This is a genomic window from Brevundimonas sp. TWP2-3-4b1, from assembly GCF_049897665.1.
GTDB lineage: Bacteria > Pseudomonadota > Alphaproteobacteria > Caulobacterales > Caulobacteraceae > Brevundimonas > Brevundimonas subvibrioides_B.
Window position 1 is genome coordinate 74078 of sequence record NZ_JAFCWQ010000003.1, and the last position, 19737, is coordinate 93814.

The following is a 19737-nucleotide window of genomic DNA, read 5'->3' on the forward strand; positions in this document are numbered from 1 at the left end:
GCTCAGATTGTATTCAGCGGGATCTTCAGGAAGCGTCGTCCGTCCGACTCCGGGGGCGGCAATGCTCCCGCACGGATGTTGATCTGGAGCGCGGGCAGGATCAGCTGCGGGGCCTTCAAGGTCGCGTCACGGGCTTCGCGCATGACGACGAAGGCCTCCTCGGACGTAGCGCCGCCGATGTGGATGTTGTTGGCGCGCTGATCCCCCACCGTAGTCTCGAACCGGAACTCGTTGCGGCCCGCGGGCAGATAGTCGTGACCGACGAAGATTCGCATTTCGTCCGGCAAGGCGAGGAGCTTCTGGATCGAACGATACAGGGTGCGCGCATCTCCACCCGGGAAGTCGGCCCGGGCGGTGCCGTAGTCGGGCATGAACAGGGTGTCCCCGGTGAACAGTGCGTCGCCGATGCGGTAGCTGACACAGGCCGGAGTGTGGCCGGGCGTGTGGATCACCTCCACGGTCAGGGCGCCGAGCGGGAAGGCGTCGCCGTCCGCGTGCAGCCGATCAAACACCACACCGTCAGGCGTGACATCATGCGCATCAAACAGGGGGGCGAAGGTCGCCTGGACCTTGGTTATCCGCTCACCGATGCCGATGGGCACGCCCTCGCTCCGGCGCAGATGGTCGGCGGCGGTCAGATGATCGGCGTGGGCGTGGGTTTCCAGAACCATGGCCAGGGTCAGACCCGCCTCACGTAGCGCACTCATCACGGCATCAACCGAACCGGTCGAGGTGCGGGCCGAGGCGGCGTCGTAGTCCAGCACCGGATCGATGATCGCAGCCTGGCCGGTGGCAGGGTCGCTGACCAGATAGGTGACGGTATGGGTCGCCGGGTCGAAAAAGCCTCGGACGTCCGGGTGTGCAGGCATGGGAAGAGCTCCTTTAAGTCTCCAATATATTAGATGTTGCTTATTTAGCAAGTTCGCATATATTGCCGTTCATGATCGCCCGCCAGGCCCTTTCGCTCGAAATCCTTCAGGCCAGTTCCGGACAGGCCGCTGGCCTGTTGCGGGCGCTGTCCAATGAGAAGCGCCTGATGGTGCTGTGCCAGCTCGGCGACCGTGAACTGTCGGTGGGGCAGCTTCTGCCCGTCGTCGGCCTGTCGCAGTCGGCGCTGTCGCAGCACCTGGCCCGGTTGCGCGAGGAGGGGCTGGTCGACACCCGCCGGGACGGCACGGCCATCTTCTACCGCATCGCCGACCGCTCGGTGCTGAAGGTGATCGCCGTGCTGGCCGAAATCTTCTGCCCTCCGCATTTGCACAGCAAGGATTGATCCCGTGACCCCGCTGACCCCTCTAACGCCCGCCGACGTGGCCGAGCGCCTCAAGGCACGCAGAGCGATCCGGATCGACATCCGCGAATTCGACGAGTTCGCGCGGGAGCATGTGTCGGGCGCCGTGCATGCGCCTCTGTCCCGGTTTGACGCCCTGGCGATCGAACGGCACGCGGGGCGGCAGGTGATCTATACCTGCCGAACCGGCAATCGGACCGGATTGAACGGCGTGAAGCTGGCGGCATGCGTGCCCGGCGAGGCCTTTGTCCTGGAGGGCGGGCTGGACGCATGGAAGGCGCAGGGTCTGCCGATCCAGGCAGATCGGTCGCAGCCGATCGGGCTGATGCGCCAGGCGCAGATGACGGCCGGCGGGTTGATCCTGATCGGCGCGGCGCTGGGTCTGCTGGTACACCCGGCGTTCTGGGGCATTGCGGCGTTCGTCGGCGCCGGACTGTTCTTCGTCGGCGCGACGGGGATCTGCAGCATGGCGCGGCTGCTGGCTGTGATGCCCTGGAACCGCAAGGCGCTCGGGGCCGGGTGACGTCATGACAACCGAGATGATCCCCCTGCTGCTGGCGGTCCTGAGTGGCGGCGTCGTGGCCCTGCTGCTGACGCTGTTCGGCGGCGGGGGATCGGTGCTGGCTGTGCCGCTGCTGCTCTATGTCGTCGGCGTCGCCGATCCGCATGTCGCCATCGGCGTGGCGGCGGCAGGCGTGGCGCTGAACGCCCTGACGGCGCTGGCGGGTCAAGCGCGGGCCGGACGGGTTCGCTGGCCGTGCGCCACGCTGTTCGCGGTGACGGGGGCAGCCGGGGCGTGGGCCGGGTCATCATTGGCCAAGGCCCATCGACGGACATCAACTGCTGTTGATTTTCGCGGTCGCCATGGCGGCGGTCGGCCTATCCATGCTGCGTCCCAAGGCGATCGTGGTCCGGCCGGAACCGAGGCTGACATGGGCGATGTCGCCGCGCATCGGCCTTGCCGGCGCCGGCGTGGGATCGGCCGCAGGCTTCTTCGGCATCGGCGGCGGCTTCCTGATCATGCCGGGACTGATGGCGTCCACGGGCATGAGCCTGGCGACCGCCCAGGCCACCTCGCTGCTGAGCGTGGCCGCGTTCGGAGCGACGACGGCCGGCAACTATGCCCTGTCGGGCTGGGTCGATCCGGGGCTGGTCGCCGCGATGACGGTCGGGGGCGTGGTCGGGACTCTCGCCGGGCTGCCGCTGGCACGCCGTCTGGGGGCGAACGCTGCGCTGGGCCGGACACTGTTCGCCGGGCTCATCCTGATCGTCGCGGTCTATGTAGGGGTCAGGGCGATAGCCGTGCTCTAGCGCAACCGACCCGTGATCGCGCTAAGGTAACGGCGTGACCGAATCGTCCCGCCTTCCCTGGGAATCCCGGGGCCGTCGCTGGCTCGCCGGTCTCCAGTCCCGCGCCGACCGCACGCCGCTCACCCGCTTCGCCTTCGCCTTCCTGATGTTCGGGATCAAGCAGGCCTGGGCCTGTCTGTTCGGCGGGGCGATGCTGGGGCTGATCCTGCTGACCTTCCTGTTCTGGCCCGACGACAGCCCGGTGTCGCGCTACGACTTTCTGGTCGTCGGGGCGGTGCTGATCCAGGCCGCCATGCTGGGCCTGAAGCTGGAGAGCCGGGCCGAGGCGCGGGTGATCCTGCTGTTCCACATCGCCGGCACGATCATGGAGCTGTTCAAGACCGCCCACGGGTCGTGGATCTATCCGGAGGACTCGGTGCTGCGGATCGGGGCCGTGCCGCTGTTCTCGGGCTTCATGTATGCGGCGGTGGGCTCCTACATCGCGCGGGTGCAGCGCATCTTCCATATCCGCGTGCGCGGCTATCCGCCGGTGTGGTCGACCTGGGTGCTGGCGGCAGCGATCTACGTCAACTTCTTCGCCCATCACTGGCTGCCGGACATCCGGCTGGCCTTGTTCGTGGCGACGGCCCTGTTGTTCGGGCGAGGATGGTTCTGGTTCACGGCGAACCGGACGCGGCTGAGGATGCCCTTGCTGGTGGGGTATTTCCTGATCGCCCTGTTCATCTTGTTCGCGGAAAACCTGGGCACGCTGGGGCGGGCCTGGGCCTATCCGGGTCAGGAGGCGGGGTGGGAGATGGTTTTGCTGGCCAAGCTGGGCAGCTGGTATCTGTTGATGATCATCTCGGTGGTGCTGGTGTCGCTGGTCCACCGCCCGGAGGAGGAGCCGCGATGAGCGATGGATGGGCGGAATCGGCGGACGCCTGGGTCGCGTCGCAAGGGGACGAGGGCGACTTCGGGCGGCGCTGGGTCATGGATGCGCCGATGCTGGAGCGGGTGCGGCTGAGGCCCTGGGCCCGCGCGCTGGACGTCGGCTGTGGCGAGGGGCGGTTCTGCCGAATGCTGAAGGCCGAGGGGGTGGCGGCGGTCGGGATCGATCCGACCGTGGGCCTGGTCGACCATGCGCGCAGGCTGGATCCCGAAGGCGACTACCGCGTGGAGGCGGCGGAGGCCCTGGGGTTCGAAGACGCGGCGTTCGACCTTGTGGTCAGTTATCTGTCGTTGATCGATATCCCGGATGGGCGGGCCGCCATCGCGGAGATGACGCGGGTGCTGGCGCCGGGCGGGAGCCTGCTGATCGCCAATCTGGCGGGGTACAACTCGGCCGCCGACGCCAACGACCTGGGGTGGGTCACCCTGCCGGACGGGCGGCGGGCCCATGCGATGGATGACTATCTGGAGGAGAAGGCCGGCTGGATCGCCTGGAAGGGCATCCGGATCCAGAACTGGCACCGGCCGCTGAGCACCTATATGGCGCTGTTGCTGGAGCAGGGGCTGACCCTGACCCATTTCGCCGAGCCGCCCGCGCACGGGGGCGATCCGGTGCGACAGGCCCACTACAACCGCGCGCCGTGGTTCATGATGATGGAGTGGACGAAGCCGCCCGTCAGCTCTGCGTCAGGCTGAGCACATTGCCGTCGGGGTCAGCGAAGAAGGCCACCTTCGCGCTGCCGCCAGGGGCGGTCCAGACGCCCGTCTCGTCCTGACCCATGCCCGGATAGATGATCATGACCACGCCCCTGGCCGTCAGGTCGGCGACGGTCGCGGCGATGTCGGCGACCTGCCAGCCGAGGACCGGATGCGGGGCTGCGGAATGATCCGGCACATGGGTGATCCGCAAGGTCGCGCCGTTCAGATCGAATACGGCCGCGAAGCCGTCGTCGGTCAGAAACGGGAGGCCCAGGACGTCGCGGTAGAAGGCGTCGGACACGGCCCGGTCGCGCGTCAGGACGAAGGTGATGGCCGTTGCAGACGAGGGCAGGCTCATGGCCGGGTCTCCTTTTCTGGACGCGTCAACATAACACGGTTCATGGACGATGTTGCGTGATCGCCGTCAGGTCCGGACGGTCGCGTTCCAGCAGCGGCTCGACCGCCGTGCCGAGGTGGATGAAGCCCGCGACCTTCTCGCCTTCGCGGACGCCGAACAGGGGCAGGGCGTCGGCGTCGTAGCTGTACCAGTCGGTGATCCAGCTTGAGGCGAAGCCGAAGGCGGAGGCGGCATGCTCGAGGTTCATGCAGACGGCGCCGGCGCTGAGTTCCTGTTCCCAGACGGGCTTGGAGGCCGGGGCTGCGGTCGAGATCACCAGCACAGTGGTCGGGGCTGCGGTCAGTTTGGCGAGGACGGCCCGGGCCTTGGACGGCAGACCCTTGGCGACGGCCATGGCGCCGAGCCTCTCTGCGATCGCGGCGCGGCTGGCCGGACCCATGACGACGAAGCGCCACGGGAAAAGCTTGCCATGGTCGGGCGAGCGGGCGGCGAGGGTCAGGATGTCGGCGACCTGCCCGGCGTCGGGTCCGGGCGCGGTCAGGGCCTGGGCCGGAGCCGAGCGACGCGTGGCCAGCCGGGCCAGCATCTCGTGTGACGGGGTCGGCGAGGGGAGCGGGGCGCCGAGGTCGACGGGGGGAGGCAGGGTCATGCCGTGTAGCTAGGCGTTCGACCCATGCGGCGCCATATGCCCGGGATGAGCGACTTTCGCGACGACTTCGATGCCGGCCGGCCCCTGCCTTCGTGGGACGAGAACCCGCCCGCGCGGCCGGGGTGGAAGAGCGACGGCGACGCGACGGTGTTCGAGAACCCGTGGCTGACCCTGACCTCGCATCCGGCGACGGCGCCGACCGGAGCGGCGGCGACCTATGTCGTCATGCGGCTGAAGAACCTTTCTGTCGGGGTGCTGCCGATCCATTCGGACGGGACGGTGACCCTGGTCGGACAGGCCCGGTTCGCCCTGGCCAACTATTCCTGGGAGATGCCGGAGGGCGGGGCGCCGTTCGACGAGGATCCGCTGGACGGGGTCAAGCGCGAGCTGGCCGAGGAAGCCGGCCTGGCGGCGAAGTCGTGGCGCGAGGTGCTGAGAATGGAGATGTCGAACTCGATCACCGACGAGCGGGCCATCGCCTGGCTGGCCTGGGACCTGTCTGAGGTCGACACTGCGCCGGATCCGACCGAGGTGATCGTCTTGGCGAGAGTGCCCTTCATGACCCTGATGCACGAGATCGACCGGGGCGCGGTGCGCGACACCTTCACGGTGGCGACGGCGCTGAGGGCCTACCATATGGCCAGGGAGTCGCTGATCCCCGGCTGGCTGGCGCACGCCATGCTGACGCGGGTATGATGGGATGAATGGAGCCGGTGATGCCCAAGCTTGAAGTCGTCGTGTCGCAGGACAGCGTGTGGAACCAGCTGCGGTCCTCCGCCGAGGCCGCCGCGCGTGAGGAGCCGTATCTGGCGTCGCTGCTGAACGCCGTGATCCTGTCGCACCACGACCTTTCGGCGGCGCTGAGTTTCCAGATCGCCAGGAAGCTGGGCGACGAGGAACTGCGCGCCATGACGGTGCGCGAGGTTTGCCTGTCGGCGTTCCAGGCCGATGCCACCATCGTGGCGGCGGCGGAGGCGGACTTGCAGGCCGTGGCCGAGCGCGATCCGGCGATCAAGACGCTGTTGCAGCCGTTCCTGTACTTCAAGGGTTTCCAGGCGCTGCAGGCGTCCCGGGTCGCACACTGGCTGTGGACACAGGGGCGCGAGACCCTGGCCTTCCACTTCCAGAGCCGGATCTCCGAGCTGTTCCAGATCGACATCCACCCGGGCGCGCGGCTGGGCTCCGGCCTGTTCCTGGATCACGGCACGGGCATCGTCATCGGCGAGACGGCGGTAGTCGGCGACGAGGTCTCGATGCTGCACAATGTGACCCTGGGCGGTACGGGGGCCGAGCGCGGCGACCGCCATCCCAAGATCGGCAAGGGCGTGCTGCTGGGCGCCGGGGCCAAGGTGCTGGGCAATATCGTGGTCGGCGACTACGCCAAGGTGGCTTCGGGTTCGGTGGTGCTGAAGCCGGTGCCTGCGGGCTGCACCGTGGCCGGTGTTCCGGCGCGGCTGGTCAACTGCCCGACCGAGGCGGAGCCGGCCCGGACGATGGACCACACCTTGGCCGACGTCGTCTATGATTTCGTGATCTGAGCCGAGTGTCTCCTCCCCATTCGCTACGCGAACAGGGAGGGGACGTGACAGGCCGATCCGGCTTCTCTAGGGTCCGCGCCTTCAATCCAGACCACCGAGGCCCGCCGTGAACGAAGCAGACATGAAGCGCATCGAGACGCACCTGAAGCGCACCTTCAACACCGGCGGCATCATCGTGAAGCCCCGGCCGAAGGTGAACGATTCGGCCGAGGTCTATGTCGGTGACGAGTTCATCGGTGTCGTGTTCGACGACGAGGACGAGGACGGCAGCTTCATGTTCGAGATGGCGATCCTGGCCGAGGATCTGCCCGCCGACTGACCCGACGCCGGATACCAGACACGAAAACGCCGGGCGGTGCGAACCGCCCGGCGTTCGTCGTTTCAGGCCACCGGCTTCTAGCGCTTGCCGAAGATCGCGTCGGCCAACTTGTCGAAGAAGCCCTTCTTCGGCGCGGGCGCCGCAGGCTTGGCAGCAGGGGCAGCGGCGGCCGGGGACGCGGCGGGCTTCGCCGCGGGAGCCGGCGCGATGACCGGCTTGGCAGCCGGTGCGACGGCGGCCGGCTTGACGGCGGGAGCGACAGCCTTCGCGGCCGGAGCGGTCGTAACGGCCTTCGGAGGAGCCTTGGCGGCGGGCTTCTTCGCAGCCGCTTTCGGAGCGGCCTTGGCTGGAGCCTTCGCGACAGCAGGCTTGGCAGCGGGTTTGGCGGCAGCCTTGGGAGCGCCGGCCTTGACCGTTGTCTTCGGAGCGGCGGGCTTTGCCGCAGGCTTGGCAGCCGGCTTGGCGGCGGACTTCGCAGCGACCTTCGGAGCCGCCTTGGCGGCCGGGGCGGCCTTCACCGCTACGGGCTTGGCGGCGACGGCGGGCTTGGCTGCAGCGGGCTTGGCCGTTTTCGCAGTCGACTTCGCGGCTGCTTTAGGCTTGGAAGCGGCGGACGCTTTAGGCGACGCAGTAGACGGTGACTTGGCCATGTATTCCCCGACCCCTCGGTTGGAACGATTGCATCCGGTGCGTGAGCGCACAGGCGCAAACTCAATAGTATCGATTCGCAATGATACCGGTGTTTGAATAAATGTCCCACAATCCCGTCCAGATAATCGCGCGCGGGTCTCGCGCCGCCGCCGAAGCGGCCGCCGAAGCCATCGATTCCGACTTCCTGCTGGAAGGCGCGACCTATTCCATTCTCGAGGAAGACGAGGATCGCGACATCTGGCGCATCGACGCCTTCCCGACATCCGAGGAAGAGGTCGAGGCCCTGATCGCGCGACTGGCCGAGCATCCCGGCGTGACGGTGAAGGTCGAGCCCCTGGCCGACGCCGACTGGCTGGCCATGTCGCTGTCAGGCCTGCCGCCGGTGCGGGCCGGGCGGTTCTTCGTCTATGGCGCCCACGATCAGGGACGGGTGCCGCCCAACGCAGTGAATCTGAAGATCGACGCGGGCGCGGCCTTCGGGACCGGGCACCACGGCACGACGGTCGGCTGTCTGGTCGCCTACGACGAACTGCTGAAGCGCGAACGGTTCGAGAAGGTGCTGGACGTCGGCTGCGGAACGGGCGTGCTGGCCATCGCGGCGGCGCGGACGGGCGCGGCTCTGGCCGTCGGCACCGACATCGACGCGCCTTCGGTGCGGATCGCCAACGAGAACGCCAAGCTGAACCAGGCCAATGCCCGCTTCGTCCACGCCTCGGGCCTGAACGACATGAAGGTGCGGGCGGGCGCGCCCTATGACCTGGTGTTTGCGAACATTCTGGCTCCGCCGCTGGTCGCCCTGTCGCAGGACATCAAGATGAGCCTGCGGATCGGCGGGGTGGCGATCCTCAGCGGGTTGCTGCGGACACAGGAGCGGCGGGTCTCGGCCGCCTATCTGTCGCGCGGCTTCCGGCTGGAACGACGGATCCATCGCGATGCGTGGAGCGCCCTGGTGCTGAGGCGGATGGCATAGGCGGAACTCCGACGAAGCGAAGCCGTTCTGCTGACTTAATGGAGGGATTTCCCGTGAGCCAGTACGACCCGAATATCGACCCCAATGCCAGGATCGAGCGCATCGTGGTGACCGAGCCTGTCTACAGCGAGACGGTCGTCGTGCAGCGCGAGTCGAGCACAGGCTGGTGGATTGCCGGCGGACTGGCCGCCGCCGTGCTGATCGCCGTGCTTTGGGTCCTGTCATCGGGGGGGCGCGACGACGAGACCGAGGTCATGCTGGCCCAGGCCCAGGCGGATGCCGTTGCGGCGCAGGCGCGCGCCGATCAGGCCGTGGTCCAGGGTCAGATCGCGGGCGCCCAGCAGAGCGTCGACATCGCCCGGATGGACGCCGCGCGCGCCCAGGCCGAGGCGGCTCGCGCCACCAGCCAGGCGCGCTCCGATATGGCCCGCGCCGCCAGCCAACCGGCGCCGGTGATTATCACCGTCCCGGCCGCGCAGCCCGCGCCGACTTCGGGTTCGGCAGTGATCACAAGCACGTCGCCGCAGAACTGATCGTCTCCTGGATCTCCCTCCCCTTCTTGGGGAGGGAGATGCTATGGCGATTTTCATGCGCCAGTCCTTCGATGAAACCACCTCGCCGTCTTTCGGGGCGAAGCACCTTCCACTCGTTCGCGCCGCCATGGCGCAGCAGGGGCTGGACGGCTTCCTGGTCCCGCACGAGGACGAGCATCAGAACGAATACCTGCCTGCCGCCAACGACCGGCTGGCGTGGCTGACCGGCTTCACCGGTTCCGCCGGCGCGGGCGTGGTGATGAAGGACAGGGCCGCCGTCTTCGCCGACGGCCGCTATACGGTGCAGGTCCGGGCCCAGGTCGATGCCGACCAGTTCGAGATCCTCGACCTCGTCGAGGGCGGTGTGCCGGCCTACCTCGAGCGTGCGCCGAAGGGGGCCGTGATCGGCTACGATCCGCGCCTGCACAGCCCCGACGCCCTGGCCACGCTGAAGCGTGCGGCCGCCAAGGCCGGGGCCAGCCTGAAACCCGTCGACAGCAATCCGGTGGACGCCGCCTGGGCCGAGGCGCGCCCGCCCCAGCCCGCCGCGCCCGTCGTGCCGCACGAAGACCGCTATTCGGGCGAGTCGAGTGCGTCGAAGCGGAGGCGGATAGCGGAAGCGGTCGCAGCGGCCGGCGCCGACGCCGTCGTCCTGACCGCACCCTCGTCGATCGCCTGGCTGTTCAATGTGCGGGGCGGGGACGTGATCCGTTCGCCCCTGCCGCTGGCCCAGGCGATCCTGGCGGCCAATGGGAAAGCGATGCTGTTCCTCGACCCCGGCAAGGTGACCAATGAACTGCCGGGCTGGCTGGGCGACGACGTGAACCTGATGGCCCCGGGCGAACTGGGGCAGGCGCTGGAGGGGATGAAGGGGTTCAAGGTCCTGATCGATCCCGCCCAGTCTTCGGCCTGGTATTTCGACCGACTGGATCTGGTCGGGGCGACTGTCGTTCGCGGCATGGACCCCTGCGCCCTGCCGCGCGCGGCCAAGAACGCGGTCGAGATCGAAGGCTCACGCCAGGCCCATATCCGCGACGGCGCGGCGCTGTCACGGTTCCTGCACTGGGTCGATACGGTCGCCCAGGTCGAACTGCCGGACGAGCGCGGCGTGGTCGAGGCGCTGGAGCGCTTCCGCGAGGAGACCGGTGCGCTGAAGGACCTCAGCTTCGACACCATCGCCGGTGTCGGGCCGAACGCGGCCCTGCCGCACTACAAGCCGGTCACCCGCACCATCCGCAAGATGGAGGCGGGCTCGCTGCTGCTGGTCGACGGCGGCGGACAGTATCTCGACGGCACCACCGACGTGACCCGGACCATGGCCATCGGCGAGCCCTCGGCCGACCAGCGCCGCATGTTCACCCTGGTGCTGAAGGCCCACATCGCCATGGCCGTGATCCGCTTCCCGGTCGGGACGTCGGGGCACCAGCTGGACGCGCTCGCCCGCGCGCCGATGTGGATGGCGGGCCATGACTACGACCACGGCACGGGTCATGGCGTCGGCTCCTATCTGGGCGTGCACGAAGGGCCGCAGCGGATCGCCAAGGCGGTGAACTCGCAGCCCCTGCTGACCGGCATGATCCTGTCCAACGAGCCGGGCTACTATCGCGAGGGCCACTGGGGCATCCGCATCGAGACCCTGCAGGTGGTGACAGCGCCCGAGCCGATCCCCCGCGGCGAGCGGCCGATGCACGGCTTCGAGCAACTGACCTTCGCCCCGCTGGACAGAAAGCTGATCGATGTGGCGGCCCTGACGGCCGACGAGCGCGCCTATGTCGACGCCTATCACGCCGAGACCCTGGCCAAGGTCGGGCCGCTGCTGGACGGCGAGGCGAAGGCCTGGCTGGAGGCGCAGTGCGCCCCGCTTTGAGGGGATGAGGCGGTGTGGTAGAATGCTGTCTACCATGCTGAACATCAAGAACCCCGAGGCGCACAGGCTGGCCAAGGAGCTGGCGAGACGGCGCGGCGACAGTCTGACCGGCGTCGTGACCTATGCCTTGCGCGAACAGTTGGCGCGCGAGCCGGAGCCTGTGACGAAGAAGGCTACGATCGAAGAGATCGAGGCGCTTTTCGACGTGATCCGCAAGGCCGCGCCGCCTGAGTTCTTCAAGACCGAAGATCCAACCGCCGAGTTCTATGATCCTTAGACGGGTCTGCCCGCTTGATCGTCGATGCGTCCGCCCTTGTCGCCATTTTGTACAAGGAGCCCGAAGGTCCGGGCTTCCTGACGTCGATGTTGACCGCACCGGTCCGGATTTCGGCGGTGACCCTGTTCGAGTTCGGCATGGTGGTGGACAGCCTGCGTAACGAGGAAGCCTCTCGCACGGTCGATCTCATCCTGACCCGGATCGAGGCCGAGGTCGTCGCGGTGGATGCGGAAACCGCTCGTATGGCCCGCGCCGCGTACAAGCGCTTCGGCAAGAAGAACCACCCGGCGAAACTGAACTTCGGCGATTGCTTCCCTTACGCACTCGCCAAGGTCGCCGGCGAACCTCTGCTGTTCAAGGGTAACGACTTCGCACAGACGGATGTCGTTTCGGCGGTCTGACCTTGCGGATCGGCCGGGCGACGCCGACGTACCGGTTTCACCACCCTCAGGAGATCGCCCCATGAAGACCCGTCGTCTCGGACCGAACGGTCCCGAAGTTTCGGCTATCGGCCTGGGGTGCATGGGGATGGCGTCCTTCTATGGCGCGCCGTCGGACGAGGGGCAGGCGACGGCGGTGATCCATCGCGCGCTGGAGCTGGGGATCACCTTCTTCGATACGGCAGAGATGTACGGCCCCCACACCAACGAGATCCAGGTCGGCAAGGCGCTGGCGGATCGTCGCGACAAGGCCTTCGTCGCGACCAAGTTCGGCATCGGCTACAACGCCGACCGCACGGCGCTGAAGGTCGACGGATCGCCGGCCAATGTGCGCCGCGCCATCGAAGGCAGCCTGACCCGTCTGGGGATGGACCACGTCGATCTCTACTATCTGCATCGCGTCGACGCGGACACGCCGATCGAGGAGACGGTGGGCGCGATGGCCGAACTGGTGACGGAGGGCAAGGTCCGCTTCCTCGGCTTGTCAGAGGCGGCGCCGGAGACGATCCGCCGGGCCCATGCGACCCACCCGATCACGGCGCTGCAGACCGAGTACTCCCTGTGGTCTCGTGAGCCGGAGGACGAGATCCTGTTGACCGTGCGCGAACTGGGCATCGGCTTCGTGCCCTACAGCCCCCTTGGGCGCGGCTTCCTGTCCGGCGACATCAAGTCGATCGACGATCTGGAGCAGGGCGATTTCCGCCGCACGAATCCCCGTTTCATGGGCGAGAATTTCCAGAAGAACCTGAACCTCGTCGAGGCGATCAAGGGGATCGCCGACGACCGCGGCGTCACGGCGGCCCAGCTGGCGCTGGCCTGGGTGTTGGCCCAGGGAGACGAGATCGTGCCGATCCCGGGGACGCGACGCATCGCGACGCTGGAACAGAACGCGGCGGCCGCGGGCATCACGCTGACGGCCGAGGATGTCGAGGCGATCGAGGCCGTGTTCCCGAAGGACGCCGCCTCGGGTCACCGCTATGCCGAGGCCGCCCGGAGCGCGCTGAACCGGTGAGACAACGTCCTTCTCCCGCAAGGGGAGAAGGATCACGAAATCAAAGCCAGCCACTCGTCCTCGGTGAGGACGGCGACGCCGTGCTTCTGCGCCTCGGCCAGTTTGGAGCCGGCGCCGGGGCCGGCGACGAGGTAGTCGGTCTTCTTTGACACCGACCCGGACACCTTGGCGCCGAGGCTTTCGGCCCGCGCCTTGGCCTCGTCGCGGGTGAACCGTTCGAGCGAGCCGGTGAAGACGACGGTCTTGCCGGCGACGGGGGTGTCGGCCTTGGGGCGTTCGGCGTCCTCGATGGTGGCCAGTTCGGCGACGAGGGCGTCGACGACCTCACGATTGTGCGGCTCGTGGAAGAATTCGGCGACGGCGCGGGCGGCGACCGGGCCCACGCCGGCGATCCCGGCGATGTCCCCGAGGATCATCGACGGACCTTCCTCGCGGGCGACGCGGGCCAGTTCGACGATGCTGGCCCAGTCAGTGGTCAGCTCTGACAGAGCCCGGCGGGCAGGCGCGGCGACGCCGGCGAAGGCGAGCGCCAGCTTCTGGTCCAGCGGCGCCTCGGGCCAGGGATCGGCGGACGACAGAACGGCCGAAGCCATGACGGACAGGGTGCGGGCGGAGACGCCGTGGCCCTCGGCCAGCTTCGCCCATTCCGGTGAGGGGATGCCCGAGGCGGCCTCGAGCGCGGCGGCGTGGAAGCTGTTCCAGTCGCCGAAATGGCGCGCGAGCAGCAGCGAGGTCTGGTCGCCGATGTCGCGGATGCCGAGGCCGAACAGCAGCCGCTCCAGCGCGATCGTGCGGCGCGCGTCGATGCCGGCGACGAGGTTCCTCACGCTGGTCTCCCCATAGCCGTCCTCGGCGCGTAGGGCGTCCAGCTTTTTCGCCTCGCGCGCGAGGCGGAAGATGTCGGCGGGCTCGTGGATCCAGCCCCGCTCGTGGAAGGCGGTCAGTTGTTTCTCGCCCAGACCTTCGATGTCGAAGGCGCGGCGGGAGACAAAATGCTTGAGCCGTTCGACCAGCTGGGCGGCGCAGATCAGCCCGCCGGTGCAGCGACGGCGAACCTCGCCCTCGGGCCGCACAGCCTCCGAACCGCAGACCGGGCAGTGGGTCGGGAAGACGTAGGGGAGGGCCTCGGCGGGGCGTTTGTCGGCGACCACCGAGACGATCTGGGGGATGACGTCGCCGGCGCGTTGCAGGACCACGGTGTCGCCGACGCGCACGTCCTTGCGCGCGATCTCGTCTTCGTTGTGCAGGGTGGCGTTGCGGACCACGACGCCGCCGACGGTGACGGGGGCGAGGCGGGCGACGGGGGTGAGGGAGCCCGTGCGGCCGACCTGGATGTCGATGCCTTCCAGCACGGTGGTCGCCTGTTGCGCCGGGAATTTGTGCGCAATGGCCCAGCGGGGGCTGCGGGAGACGAAGCCGAGGCGGTGCTGCCAGTCCAGGCGGTCAACCTTGTAGACTACGCCGTCGATGTCATAGCCGAGCTGGGCGCGATCGGTTTCGAGGCCGTGATAGACGCCGACCAGTCCATCGGCGCCCTCGACGCGGGTCGAGCGCGGATTGACCGGGAAGCCCCAGGTCTCGAACCTCTCCAGCGCCTCGGCCTGCGTTGCGGCGAAGGGCTCAGAGGTCTCGCCCCAGGCGTAGGCGAAGAAGCTCAAGGGGCGCCGGGCCGTCACCGACGGGTCGATCTGGCGCAGCGATCCGGCAGAGAAGTTGCGGGGGTTGGCGTAGGTGCGACGGCCGGCCGCCTCGGCCTCCGCGTTGAAGGCGGCGAAGGCGTCGTTGGGGGCATAGACCTCGCCGCGCACCTCGATCAGGGCGGGCCATCCGGAACCCTTCAGACGGTGGGGAATGTCGGCGATGGTCTTCAGATTGGCGGTGATGTCCTCTCCCGCCCGACCGTCGCCGCGGGTCGTGCCCTGGACCAGAATGCCGTTTTCGTAGCGCAGGTTGGCGCTGAGACCGTCGATCTTGGGTTCGGCGACGAAAGCGATAACCTCATCCGGGGGCAGGTTGAGGAAGCGCGCGATGCGGGCGACGAAATCGGTGACGTCACCGTCGTCGAAAGCATTGTCGAGGGACAGCATGGGCACGCCATGCCGCACCTCTGCGAACTGGCTCGAGACGGGGGCGCCGACCCGCCTTGAGGGTGAGTTCTCGCGGACCAGGGCCGGGAAGCGCGTCTCGATGGCCAGGTTGCGCGCGCGCAGGGCGTCGTAGTCGGCGTCGGAGATCTCGGGCGCGGCCTCGGCGTAGAGGGCGTCTTGGCGCGCCATCGAGGCGGCGAGCCGGGCCAGCTCGGCCTCCGCTTCGGCTTCGGTCAGGGATTCGACGGACGGTTCGGCCATGGCGCTTTTAGTGACGATCCGTGCGGAGACTTCAACCCTCACCGTGCACCCCGGCGGGGCGCACGGTGAGGGTTGATGACACGAATTTAAGCGGACGCGTCCATCCCGGGCCGCTATGCCGAAAGCGAAACATCCAGAGAGTCCGCATGTCCCGTTCCCTTCGCGCCGTGGCGCTGTCGTCCGTCGCCGTGCTGATCCTGTCCGGCTGTGCGGGCATGACCGAGACGCAGCGGGCGCCCGAGACGTCTGCCGAAGTCGCCGCGACGCCGATCTCCTACGATCAGCTGATGGCCGATGTGCGCATCCTGTCGGCGGACGATATGGAAGGGCGCGATACGGGCGCGCCCGGCGGCGAGCGGGCGCGGGCCTATATCGTGTCGCGATTCGAGGCTTTGGGCGTCGCCGCTCCGCCGATGGGCCGGCTGCAGCCGTTCGCGGCGCAGGGCCGAACCCGCGAGGGGCCGAAAACCTTCAACGGCGTCAACATCCTGGGCCTGATCGAGGGGACGCGGGTTCCGGATCGCTACATCGTCATCACCGCCCACTACGACCACGTCGGCTCGAACGGCGGCCAGATCTACAACGGCGCAGACGACAACGCCTCGGGCGTGGCGACCATGCTGGAGATCGCCGATCGGCTGAAGGCCTCGGCTCCGGAACACAGCGTCATCTTCGTCGCCTTCGACGGCGAGGAGCGGGGCCTGCTGGGCGCCAAACATTTCGTCCAGGCGCCGCCTGTGCCGCTGGCGTCGATCGCCATGAACCTGAACTTCGACATGATTGCCCGTGCCGAAACGGACGGGAAACTGTGGGTCACGGGCACATACCAGCACCCGACGTTCCGGCCGATCCTGGAGACCATCCCGGCGAATGGCGCCGTATCGCTGGCCTTCGGCAAGGACACGCCGCAGGACACCGGTGAGAACAACTGGGTCGAGGCCTCGGATCAGGGCGCCTTCTTCGCGGCCCAGGTGCCGTTCCTGTACCTGGGCGTCGACTACCATCCCGACTATCATCGCCCCTCCGATGACTTCGAGCGGATCACGCCGTCGGTGTTCCAGAGTGCGGCCGAACTGTCGGTCTCGGCGTTCCGGGCGCTGGATCAGGGCCTGGATCGCTGATCGCGAGAGAGTTTCAGCCGCAAAGATAGTTCTTGCGCGAACTCGCGCATCGGCGTTTCGGTCTGCTGACAACTTAGGGGGCTGGAAGCGACTATGACGACGGTGAGTACCGACGCGTTCGATCTTCAACGAATCCAGAAGATCCGGAAATGGGCCATCGGCCTGTGCCTGCTGGCGGTCGTTGTTCTGGCAATGTTCACCTCCACCTGGTGGGGGCAGGGTCCGATCAGTGAAGCCGTGGAGTCGGTCGGCCTTGGCGCCATCGTTCTGAGCATTGTCGGCCGCGCCTGGTGTTCGCTCTACATCGGCGGACGCAAGAAGGCGGAGGTGGTCTCCACCGGTCCGTATTCGCTCAGCCGGAATCCGCTCTATGTCTTCAGCTATGCCGGCGCCTTCGGTGTCGGGGCTCAGACCGGCAGCATGACGATCGCCGCGCTGTTCGTGTTGATAGCCATCGTGGTCTTCCACTTCACCATCGCGCAGGAAGAGGCTTGGCTGTCGGCGGAGTTCGGCGAGTCATACAAGGCCTATATGGCCCGGACGCCGCGCTGCGGACCCGACTTCTCCAAATGGCGCGACGAGGAAGACCTCAGCATCAAGCCGCGCTTCTTCCTGACCACGATCCGGGACGGACTGGTGTTCCTGCTGGCCATTCCGGTCTTCGAAGGCGTGGACATGGCGCAGGCGGCGGGATGGCTGCCGGTCCTGCTGCGCCTTCCGTGAGCAGAGCCGCCATGCGCACGATTGTCCTGCTGACCGCCGTGGGCCTGACGCTGGCCGGCTGCGACCTGGTCAATGCGCCGTCGAAGCCGGCGGGTTCGGGCGGCGCCGCACCGGCGACCGCGCCTGCCCGCGGCGGCGCCTTCGCACACAGCCAGACCGAGGACCTGTCCGGCTACTATCAGGTCGGCGAGGCCCAGGTCGGGCCGGGCGATTTTGCGCTGATTCATCTGTTCATCGGCCAGGCGCAGGCCTTCACCGACTGGGAGGAGGGCAAGCGGTCGGCGACCTTCGCCCCGGTGATGGTGGAGTTCCGGGCGCCCGGCGAGACGACCGAGCGGGTTCTGCCCGACAGCTATTCGGTCAGCGATGGCCGCATCCGCATGACGGGGACGAGCGCGAATGGCGACCGCGTCACCTTCGACGGCCAGTTGAACGCCGGGACGCTCGCGACCGCACGCCGCAATCTGGGCGGGGCGGAAGAGCCGTCGATCACGGCGACACTCCGGATTGGCGACCAGAGCTTCTCGGGCGTGAAGCTGCATTGGTACGGCGGCGATTGACGGATTGTGGTCTCCTCCCTGTCGCTTAGCGATGGGGAGGTGGCAGCGAGCCCTTGCGAGCTGACGGAGGGGTTCTGCGTACCGCAAGAACCCCTCCACCGCTTCGCGGTCCCCCTCCCCATTCGCCAAGCGGCGAATGGGGAGGAGAGGAACAAGTCCTTAGCTGACCGTCGCCTTGACGATCTTGCCGGGCGCGCGGGGCGGCTCGCCCTTGGGCAGGGCGTCGACGTGTTCCATGCCCTCGATGACCTGCCCCCAGACCGTATACTGGCCGTCCAGGAAGCCGGCGTCGTCGAAGACGATGAAGAACTGGCTGTTGGCGGTGTCCGGCTGGTTCGTGCGGGCCATCGAGCAAACGCCGCGCACGTGCGGCTCTTTCGAGAACTCGGCCTTCAGGTTGGGCTTTTTGGAGCCCGAGGTGCCGGTGCCGGTCGGGTCGCCGCCCTGGGCCATGAAGCCCGGGATCACGCGGTGGAAGACGACGCCGTCGTAGAAACCTTCGCTCGCCAGCTCGGTTATGCGGGTCACGTGGCCGGGCGCCAGGTCGGGGCGCAGCTTGATGACGACGTCACCGGTGTCGAGGGTCAGGGTCAGGGTCTGGTCGGCCATGTGGCGCTCCATTTTCGGATGATTGGCGGGGGTCATAGCCGCTGAGGGCCGTGGGCGCTATGTGGGAGCGATGAGTGACGACGAAAAGCCCACATCTCCGCCTGTCGAGCCTGCGCGCCGCCGCATGGTCCGTCCGCCCACCGGCGGTACGGCCGCCGGCCGCGGCATGGGCGGCAAGATCAAGACTGCCGAGAAGAAGTCGATCTCGTCCATCGAGTGGATCAAGCGTCAGCTGGCCGATCCCTGGTCCGAAAAGGCGCGCGCCGAAGGCTGGCGCAGCCGGGCGGCGTTCAAGTTCAGCGAGATCGACGACCGCTTCCGGCTGGTCAAGAAGGGCTCCCGGGTCATCGATCTGGGCGCAGCGCCGGGCGGCTGGATCCAGGTCTGCGTCAATCGCGGCGCGGCATCGGTGGTCGGCGTCGATCTGCTGCCGATCGAGCCGATCCCCGGATCGATCCTGATCCAGGCCGATTTCACCGAACCCGGCGTGGACCGGCAGCTGCTCGAAGCCCTTGGCGGTCCGCCCGATCTGGTGCTGTCGGACATGGCGCACAACACGGTCGGGCATCGCCAGACGGACCACCTGAAGATCATCGCCCTGATCGAGATCGCCTCGGAATTCGCCATCCGGACACTGAGGCCCGGCGGGTCTTTCGTGACGAAGAACTTCCAGGGCGGGGACGCCGGCCACGTTCTGGCCGACCTGCGCGCCAACTTCCAGGACGTGAAATACGTCAAGCCCGCCGCCAGCCGGAAGGGCTCGTCGGAGGTCTATCTGGTGGCGTTGAACAAGAAGTGAGCGAGGCCGGGGTCCCCGCGCGGCGTTCGCCGGACAGGCGGCCATCTGCACGTCGCGGGTTGCGACCGGTTGGCCTGATCAGGCGGCCTGGAGCGCCCGGCGGGCTTCGCGGACAGCCCAGATGCGGTCGTGTACGGCGAAGAAGGCCATCTGGACCAGGGGCTCGATAACCCCGACCGTCAGGGCGATGCGCCAGTTCTGCGTGATGGCGAAGGCCACCGTCACCGCGACCACGAAATGCATCACGCCATAGGTTACGGTCTTGACCGCGATCTTCCTGAACGAGGGCAGGGCGTGGCTGTGGCCGTGATGGCCGTGGGCGCGGGACTGTTCCTCGGCGTTCATGACGTCGAGGCGGGCGGTAAAGGCCTCGGCCGTCTCTTCCATATTGCTGCCCATGCGGCGGCGCTCGATCCGGTGCCAGACCCGATCGTGGAAGGAATAGGCGATGGTCTGGAAGAAGGGTTCGACCACGCCGATGGCCAGAGCCATGCGCCAGTCGCGGGTGATGGCGAAGGCCACCAGCATGGCGACGACGAGGTGCATCACGCCATAGGAGGCGATCTTGAGCGCGAGGCTCCGTACGGATCTGGCGAGATTGACGACCATCAGGTCCCTAAATGTTAGCTCTGGCTGAAAGTTTCAAGCTCGGCTGAAAAAAGTTACGAATGTGACGAATGGCCGGATGCAGGTCGTCATGGTTGACTTCGCACCCGCGAGAGAGGATAGGCGGCC

General features: G+C 67.6%; 25 protein-coding genes and 1 pseudogene. 19 read left to right on the forward strand and 7 right to left on the reverse strand.

Translation table 11 applies throughout. The features are described from left to right. Positions 1 to 2: 2 nt before the first annotated feature. Positions 3 to 869, reverse strand: coding sequence for an MBL fold metallo-hydrolase (locus tag ACP7A5_RS03830; protein WP_426040668.1), 867 nt, complete (start codon positions 867 to 869; stop codon positions 3 to 5). A gap of 71 nt (positions 870 to 940) precedes the next feature. Between ACP7A5_RS03830 and ACP7A5_RS03835 the strand changes: the two genes are divergently transcribed. From ACP7A5_RS03835 to ACP7A5_RS03860, 6 genes and pseudogenes are all read left to right on the forward strand, one after another. Continuing rightward, entirely contained in the window at positions 941 to 1273 is a 333-nt protein-coding gene (locus ACP7A5_RS03835; RefSeq protein WP_426040786.1) for an ArsR/SmtB family transcription factor, read from the forward strand. 4 nt (positions 1274 to 1277) lie between these two features. Further along, the gene (locus tag ACP7A5_RS03840) at positions 1278 to 1814 is read left to right on the forward strand and encodes a rhodanese family protein (RefSeq protein WP_426040669.1); all 537 of its coding nucleotides are present in this window, start codon (positions 1278 to 1280) and stop codon (positions 1812 to 1814) included. Positions 1815 to 1830: 16 nt separating this feature from the next. Then, a pseudogene (locus ACP7A5_RS03845) lies at positions 1831 to 2055 on the forward strand (TSUP family transporter); the annotation flags it as partial. 82 nt (positions 2056 to 2137) lie between these two features. Further along, positions 2138 to 2602 carry a TSUP family transporter gene (locus tag ACP7A5_RS03850; protein WP_426040670.1) on the forward strand — a complete coding sequence of 155 codons (465 nt, stop codon included), beginning with the start codon at positions 2138 to 2140 and terminating at the stop codon, positions 2600 to 2602. Positions 2603 to 2636: 34 nt separating this feature from the next. Then, on the forward strand, positions 2637 to 3494 hold the full coding sequence (locus ACP7A5_RS03855) for a DUF817 domain-containing protein (RefSeq protein WP_426040671.1): 858 nt from the start codon (positions 2637 to 2639) through the stop codon (positions 3492 to 3494). Continuing rightward, on the forward strand, positions 3491 to 4225 hold the full coding sequence (locus ACP7A5_RS03860; protein WP_426040672.1) for a class I SAM-dependent methyltransferase: 735 nt from the start codon (positions 3491 to 3493) through the stop codon (positions 4223 to 4225). Before ACP7A5_RS03855 ends, ACP7A5_RS03860 begins: the two co-directional genes overlap by 4 nt. Here ACP7A5_RS03860 and ACP7A5_RS03865 read toward each other — a convergent pair. Continuing rightward, a complete protein-coding gene (locus tag ACP7A5_RS03865; protein WP_426040673.1) occupies positions 4206 to 4586 on the reverse strand; it encodes a VOC family protein in 381 nt (126 codons plus the stop codon). The two genes, ACP7A5_RS03860 and ACP7A5_RS03865, sit on opposite strands and share 20 nt — an antisense overlap. A 40-nt stretch (positions 4587 to 4626) precedes the next feature. Then, on the reverse strand, positions 4627 to 5235 hold the full coding sequence (locus ACP7A5_RS03870) for a nitroreductase family protein (protein ID WP_426040674.1): 609 nt from the start codon (positions 5233 to 5235) through the stop codon (positions 4627 to 4629). A gap of 45 nt (positions 5236 to 5280) precedes the next feature. Here ACP7A5_RS03870 and ACP7A5_RS03875 point away from each other — a divergent pair, with 45 nt between their 5' ends. The 3 genes from ACP7A5_RS03875 to ACP7A5_RS03885 all read left to right on the forward strand — a co-directional run bounded on the left by ACP7A5_RS03875 (position 5281) and on the right by ACP7A5_RS03885 (position 7092). Beyond that, a complete protein-coding gene (locus ACP7A5_RS03875; RefSeq protein WP_426040675.1) occupies positions 5281 to 5931 on the forward strand; it encodes an NUDIX domain-containing protein in 651 nt (216 codons plus the stop codon). A 20-nt stretch (positions 5932 to 5951) separates the two neighbouring features. Beyond that, positions 5952 to 6773, forward strand: coding sequence for a serine O-acetyltransferase (cysE, locus tag ACP7A5_RS03880; RefSeq protein WP_426040676.1), 822 nt, complete (start codon positions 5952 to 5954; stop codon positions 6771 to 6773). 121 nt (positions 6774 to 6894) lie between these two features. Continuing rightward, positions 6895 to 7092 carry a DUF3126 family protein gene (locus ACP7A5_RS03885; protein WP_426040787.1) on the forward strand — a complete coding sequence of 66 codons (198 nt, stop codon included), beginning with the start codon at positions 6895 to 6897 and terminating at the stop codon, positions 7090 to 7092. 77 nt (positions 7093 to 7169) lie between these two features. On the opposite strand, the gene ACP7A5_RS03890 is transcribed toward ACP7A5_RS03885, so the two are convergent. Next, entirely contained in the window at positions 7170 to 7742 is a 573-nt protein-coding gene (locus ACP7A5_RS03890) for a hypothetical protein (RefSeq protein ID WP_426040677.1), read from the reverse strand. Positions 7743 to 7843: 101 nt separating this feature from the next. On the opposite strand from ACP7A5_RS03890, the gene ACP7A5_RS03895 reads away from it, so the two are divergent. From ACP7A5_RS03895 to ACP7A5_RS03920, 6 genes are all read left to right on the forward strand, one after another. Then, the gene (locus ACP7A5_RS03895; protein ID WP_425987500.1) at positions 7844 to 8713 is read left to right on the forward strand and encodes a 50S ribosomal protein L11 methyltransferase; all 870 of its coding nucleotides are present in this window, start codon (positions 7844 to 7846) and stop codon (positions 8711 to 8713) included. Between the two features lie 53 nt (positions 8714 to 8766). Then, positions 8767 to 9246: a hypothetical protein gene (locus ACP7A5_RS03900; RefSeq protein ID WP_426040678.1), complete on the forward strand. Its 480-nt coding sequence runs from the start codon at positions 8767 to 8769 to the stop codon at positions 9244 to 9246. A 55-nt stretch (positions 9247 to 9301) separates the two neighbouring features. Further along, a complete protein-coding gene (locus tag ACP7A5_RS03905) occupies positions 9302 to 11113 on the forward strand; it encodes an aminopeptidase P family protein (RefSeq protein WP_426040788.1) in 1812 nt (603 codons plus the stop codon). Between the two features lie 22 nt (positions 11114 to 11135). Beyond that, positions 11136 to 11390, forward strand: a complete 255-nt coding sequence (locus ACP7A5_RS03910) for a type II toxin-antitoxin system VapB family antitoxin (RefSeq protein ID WP_426040679.1) — start codon at positions 11136 to 11138, stop codon at positions 11388 to 11390. Between the two features lie 14 nt (positions 11391 to 11404). Then, complete coding sequence (locus ACP7A5_RS03915) at positions 11405 to 11791, forward strand: type II toxin-antitoxin system VapC family toxin (protein WP_426040680.1); 387 nt, start codon at positions 11405 to 11407, stop codon at positions 11789 to 11791. Positions 11792 to 11852: 61 nt separating this feature from the next. Further along, positions 11853 to 12842 carry an aldo/keto reductase gene (locus ACP7A5_RS03920; protein ID WP_426040681.1) on the forward strand — a complete coding sequence of 330 codons (990 nt, stop codon included), beginning with the start codon at positions 11853 to 11855 and terminating at the stop codon, positions 12840 to 12842. Between the two features lie 32 nt (positions 12843 to 12874). On the opposite strand, the gene ligA is transcribed toward ACP7A5_RS03920, so the two are convergent. After that, complete coding sequence (gene ligA, locus ACP7A5_RS03925; protein WP_426040682.1) at positions 12875 to 15190, reverse strand: NAD-dependent DNA ligase LigA; 2316 nt, start codon at positions 15188 to 15190, stop codon at positions 12875 to 12877. Positions 15191 to 15336: 146 nt separating this feature from the next. On the opposite strand from ligA, the gene ACP7A5_RS03930 reads away from it, so the two are divergent. From ACP7A5_RS03930 to ACP7A5_RS03940, 3 genes are all read left to right on the forward strand, one after another. Continuing rightward, positions 15337 to 16311, forward strand: coding sequence for a M20/M25/M40 family metallo-hydrolase (locus ACP7A5_RS03930; RefSeq protein WP_426040683.1), 975 nt, complete (start codon positions 15337 to 15339; stop codon positions 16309 to 16311). 93 nt (positions 16312 to 16404) lie between these two features. Then, positions 16405 to 17034: a methyltransferase family protein gene (locus tag ACP7A5_RS03935; protein WP_426040684.1), complete on the forward strand. Its 630-nt coding sequence runs from the start codon at positions 16405 to 16407 to the stop codon at positions 17032 to 17034. Between the two features lie 11 nt (positions 17035 to 17045). Further along, a complete protein-coding gene (locus ACP7A5_RS03940; protein ID WP_426040685.1) occupies positions 17046 to 17594 on the forward strand; it encodes a hypothetical protein in 549 nt (182 codons plus the stop codon). Positions 17595 to 17753: 159 nt separating this feature from the next. Here the strand turns inward: ACP7A5_RS03940 and ACP7A5_RS03945 are convergent, their stop codons facing one another. Beyond that, positions 17754 to 18203 carry a peptidylprolyl isomerase gene (locus ACP7A5_RS03945; protein WP_426040686.1) on the reverse strand — a complete coding sequence of 150 codons (450 nt, stop codon included), beginning with the start codon at positions 18201 to 18203 and terminating at the stop codon, positions 17754 to 17756. A gap of 70 nt (positions 18204 to 18273) precedes the next feature. Here ACP7A5_RS03945 and ACP7A5_RS03950 point away from each other — a divergent pair, with 70 nt between their 5' ends. Next, positions 18274 to 19002 carry an RlmE family RNA methyltransferase gene (locus ACP7A5_RS03950; RefSeq protein WP_426035047.1) on the forward strand — a complete coding sequence of 243 codons (729 nt, stop codon included), beginning with the start codon at positions 18274 to 18276 and terminating at the stop codon, positions 19000 to 19002. A 78-nt stretch (positions 19003 to 19080) separates the two neighbouring features. Here ACP7A5_RS03950 and ACP7A5_RS03955 read toward each other — a convergent pair whose 3' ends face one another. Continuing rightward, positions 19081 to 19611, reverse strand: coding sequence for a DUF2061 domain-containing protein (locus ACP7A5_RS03955; protein ID WP_426040687.1), 531 nt, complete (start codon positions 19609 to 19611; stop codon positions 19081 to 19083). Between the last annotated feature and the right edge of the window lie 126 nt (positions 19612 to 19737).

What these genes read in the sequence shown, in the direction of transcription:
- ACP7A5_RS03830 (WP_426040668.1), bottom strand. Translation starts at nt 869, where the DNA reads ATGCCTGCACACCCGGACGTCCGAGGCTTTTTCGACCCGGCGACCCAT.
- ACP7A5_RS03835 (WP_426040786.1), top strand. Translation starts at nt 941, where the DNA reads ATGATCGCCCGCCAGGCCCTTTCGCTCGAAATCCTTCAGGCCAGTTCC.
- ACP7A5_RS03860 (WP_426040672.1), top strand. Translation starts at nt 3,491, where the DNA reads ATGAGCGATGGATGGGCGGAATCGGCGGACGCCTGGGTCGCGTCGCAA.
- ACP7A5_RS03865 (WP_426040673.1), bottom strand. Translation starts at nt 4,586, where the DNA reads ATGAGCCTGCCCTCGTCTGCAACGGCCATCACCTTCGTCCTGACGCGC.
- ACP7A5_RS03870 (WP_426040674.1), bottom strand. Translation starts at nt 5,235, where the DNA reads ATGACCCTGCCTCCCCCCGTCGACCTCGGCGCCCCGCTCCCCTCGCCG.
- ACP7A5_RS03875 (WP_426040675.1), top strand. Translation starts at nt 5,281, where the DNA reads ATGAGCGACTTTCGCGACGACTTCGATGCCGGCCGGCCCCTGCCTTCG.
- cysE (WP_426040676.1), top strand. Translation starts at nt 5,952, where the DNA reads ATGCCCAAGCTTGAAGTCGTCGTGTCGCAGGACAGCGTGTGGAACCAG.
- ACP7A5_RS03885 (WP_426040787.1), top strand. Translation starts at nt 6,895, where the DNA reads ATGAAGCGCATCGAGACGCACCTGAAGCGCACCTTCAACACCGGCGGC.
- ACP7A5_RS03890 (WP_426040677.1), bottom strand. Translation starts at nt 7,742, where the DNA reads ATGGCCAAGTCACCGTCTACTGCGTCGCCTAAAGCGTCCGCCGCTTCC.
- ACP7A5_RS03895 (WP_425987500.1), top strand. Translation starts at nt 7,844, where the DNA reads ATGTCCCACAATCCCGTCCAGATAATCGCGCGCGGGTCTCGCGCCGCC.
- ACP7A5_RS03905 (WP_426040788.1), top strand. Translation starts at nt 9,302, where the DNA reads ATGCGCCAGTCCTTCGATGAAACCACCTCGCCGTCTTTCGGGGCGAAG.
- ACP7A5_RS03910 (WP_426040679.1), top strand. Translation starts at nt 11,136, where the DNA reads ATGCTGTCTACCATGCTGAACATCAAGAACCCCGAGGCGCACAGGCTG.
- ACP7A5_RS03920 (WP_426040681.1), top strand. Translation starts at nt 11,853, where the DNA reads ATGAAGACCCGTCGTCTCGGACCGAACGGTCCCGAAGTTTCGGCTATC.
- ligA (WP_426040682.1), bottom strand. Translation starts at nt 15,190, where the DNA reads ATGGCCGAACCGTCCGTCGAATCCCTGACCGAAGCCGAAGCGGAGGCC.
- ACP7A5_RS03930 (WP_426040683.1), top strand. Translation starts at nt 15,337, where the DNA reads ATGTCCCGTTCCCTTCGCGCCGTGGCGCTGTCGTCCGTCGCCGTGCTG.
- ACP7A5_RS03935 (WP_426040684.1), top strand. Translation starts at nt 16,405, where the DNA reads ATGACGACGGTGAGTACCGACGCGTTCGATCTTCAACGAATCCAGAAG.
- ACP7A5_RS03940 (WP_426040685.1), top strand. Translation starts at nt 17,046, where the DNA reads ATGCGCACGATTGTCCTGCTGACCGCCGTGGGCCTGACGCTGGCCGGC.
- ACP7A5_RS03945 (WP_426040686.1), bottom strand. Translation starts at nt 18,203, where the DNA reads ATGGCCGACCAGACCCTGACCCTGACCCTCGACACCGGTGACGTCGTC.
- ACP7A5_RS03950 (WP_426035047.1), top strand. Translation starts at nt 18,274, where the DNA reads ATGAGTGACGACGAAAAGCCCACATCTCCGCCTGTCGAGCCTGCGCGC.
- ACP7A5_RS03955 (WP_426040687.1), bottom strand. Translation starts at nt 19,611, where the DNA reads ATGGTCGTCAATCTCGCCAGATCCGTACGGAGCCTCGCGCTCAAGATC.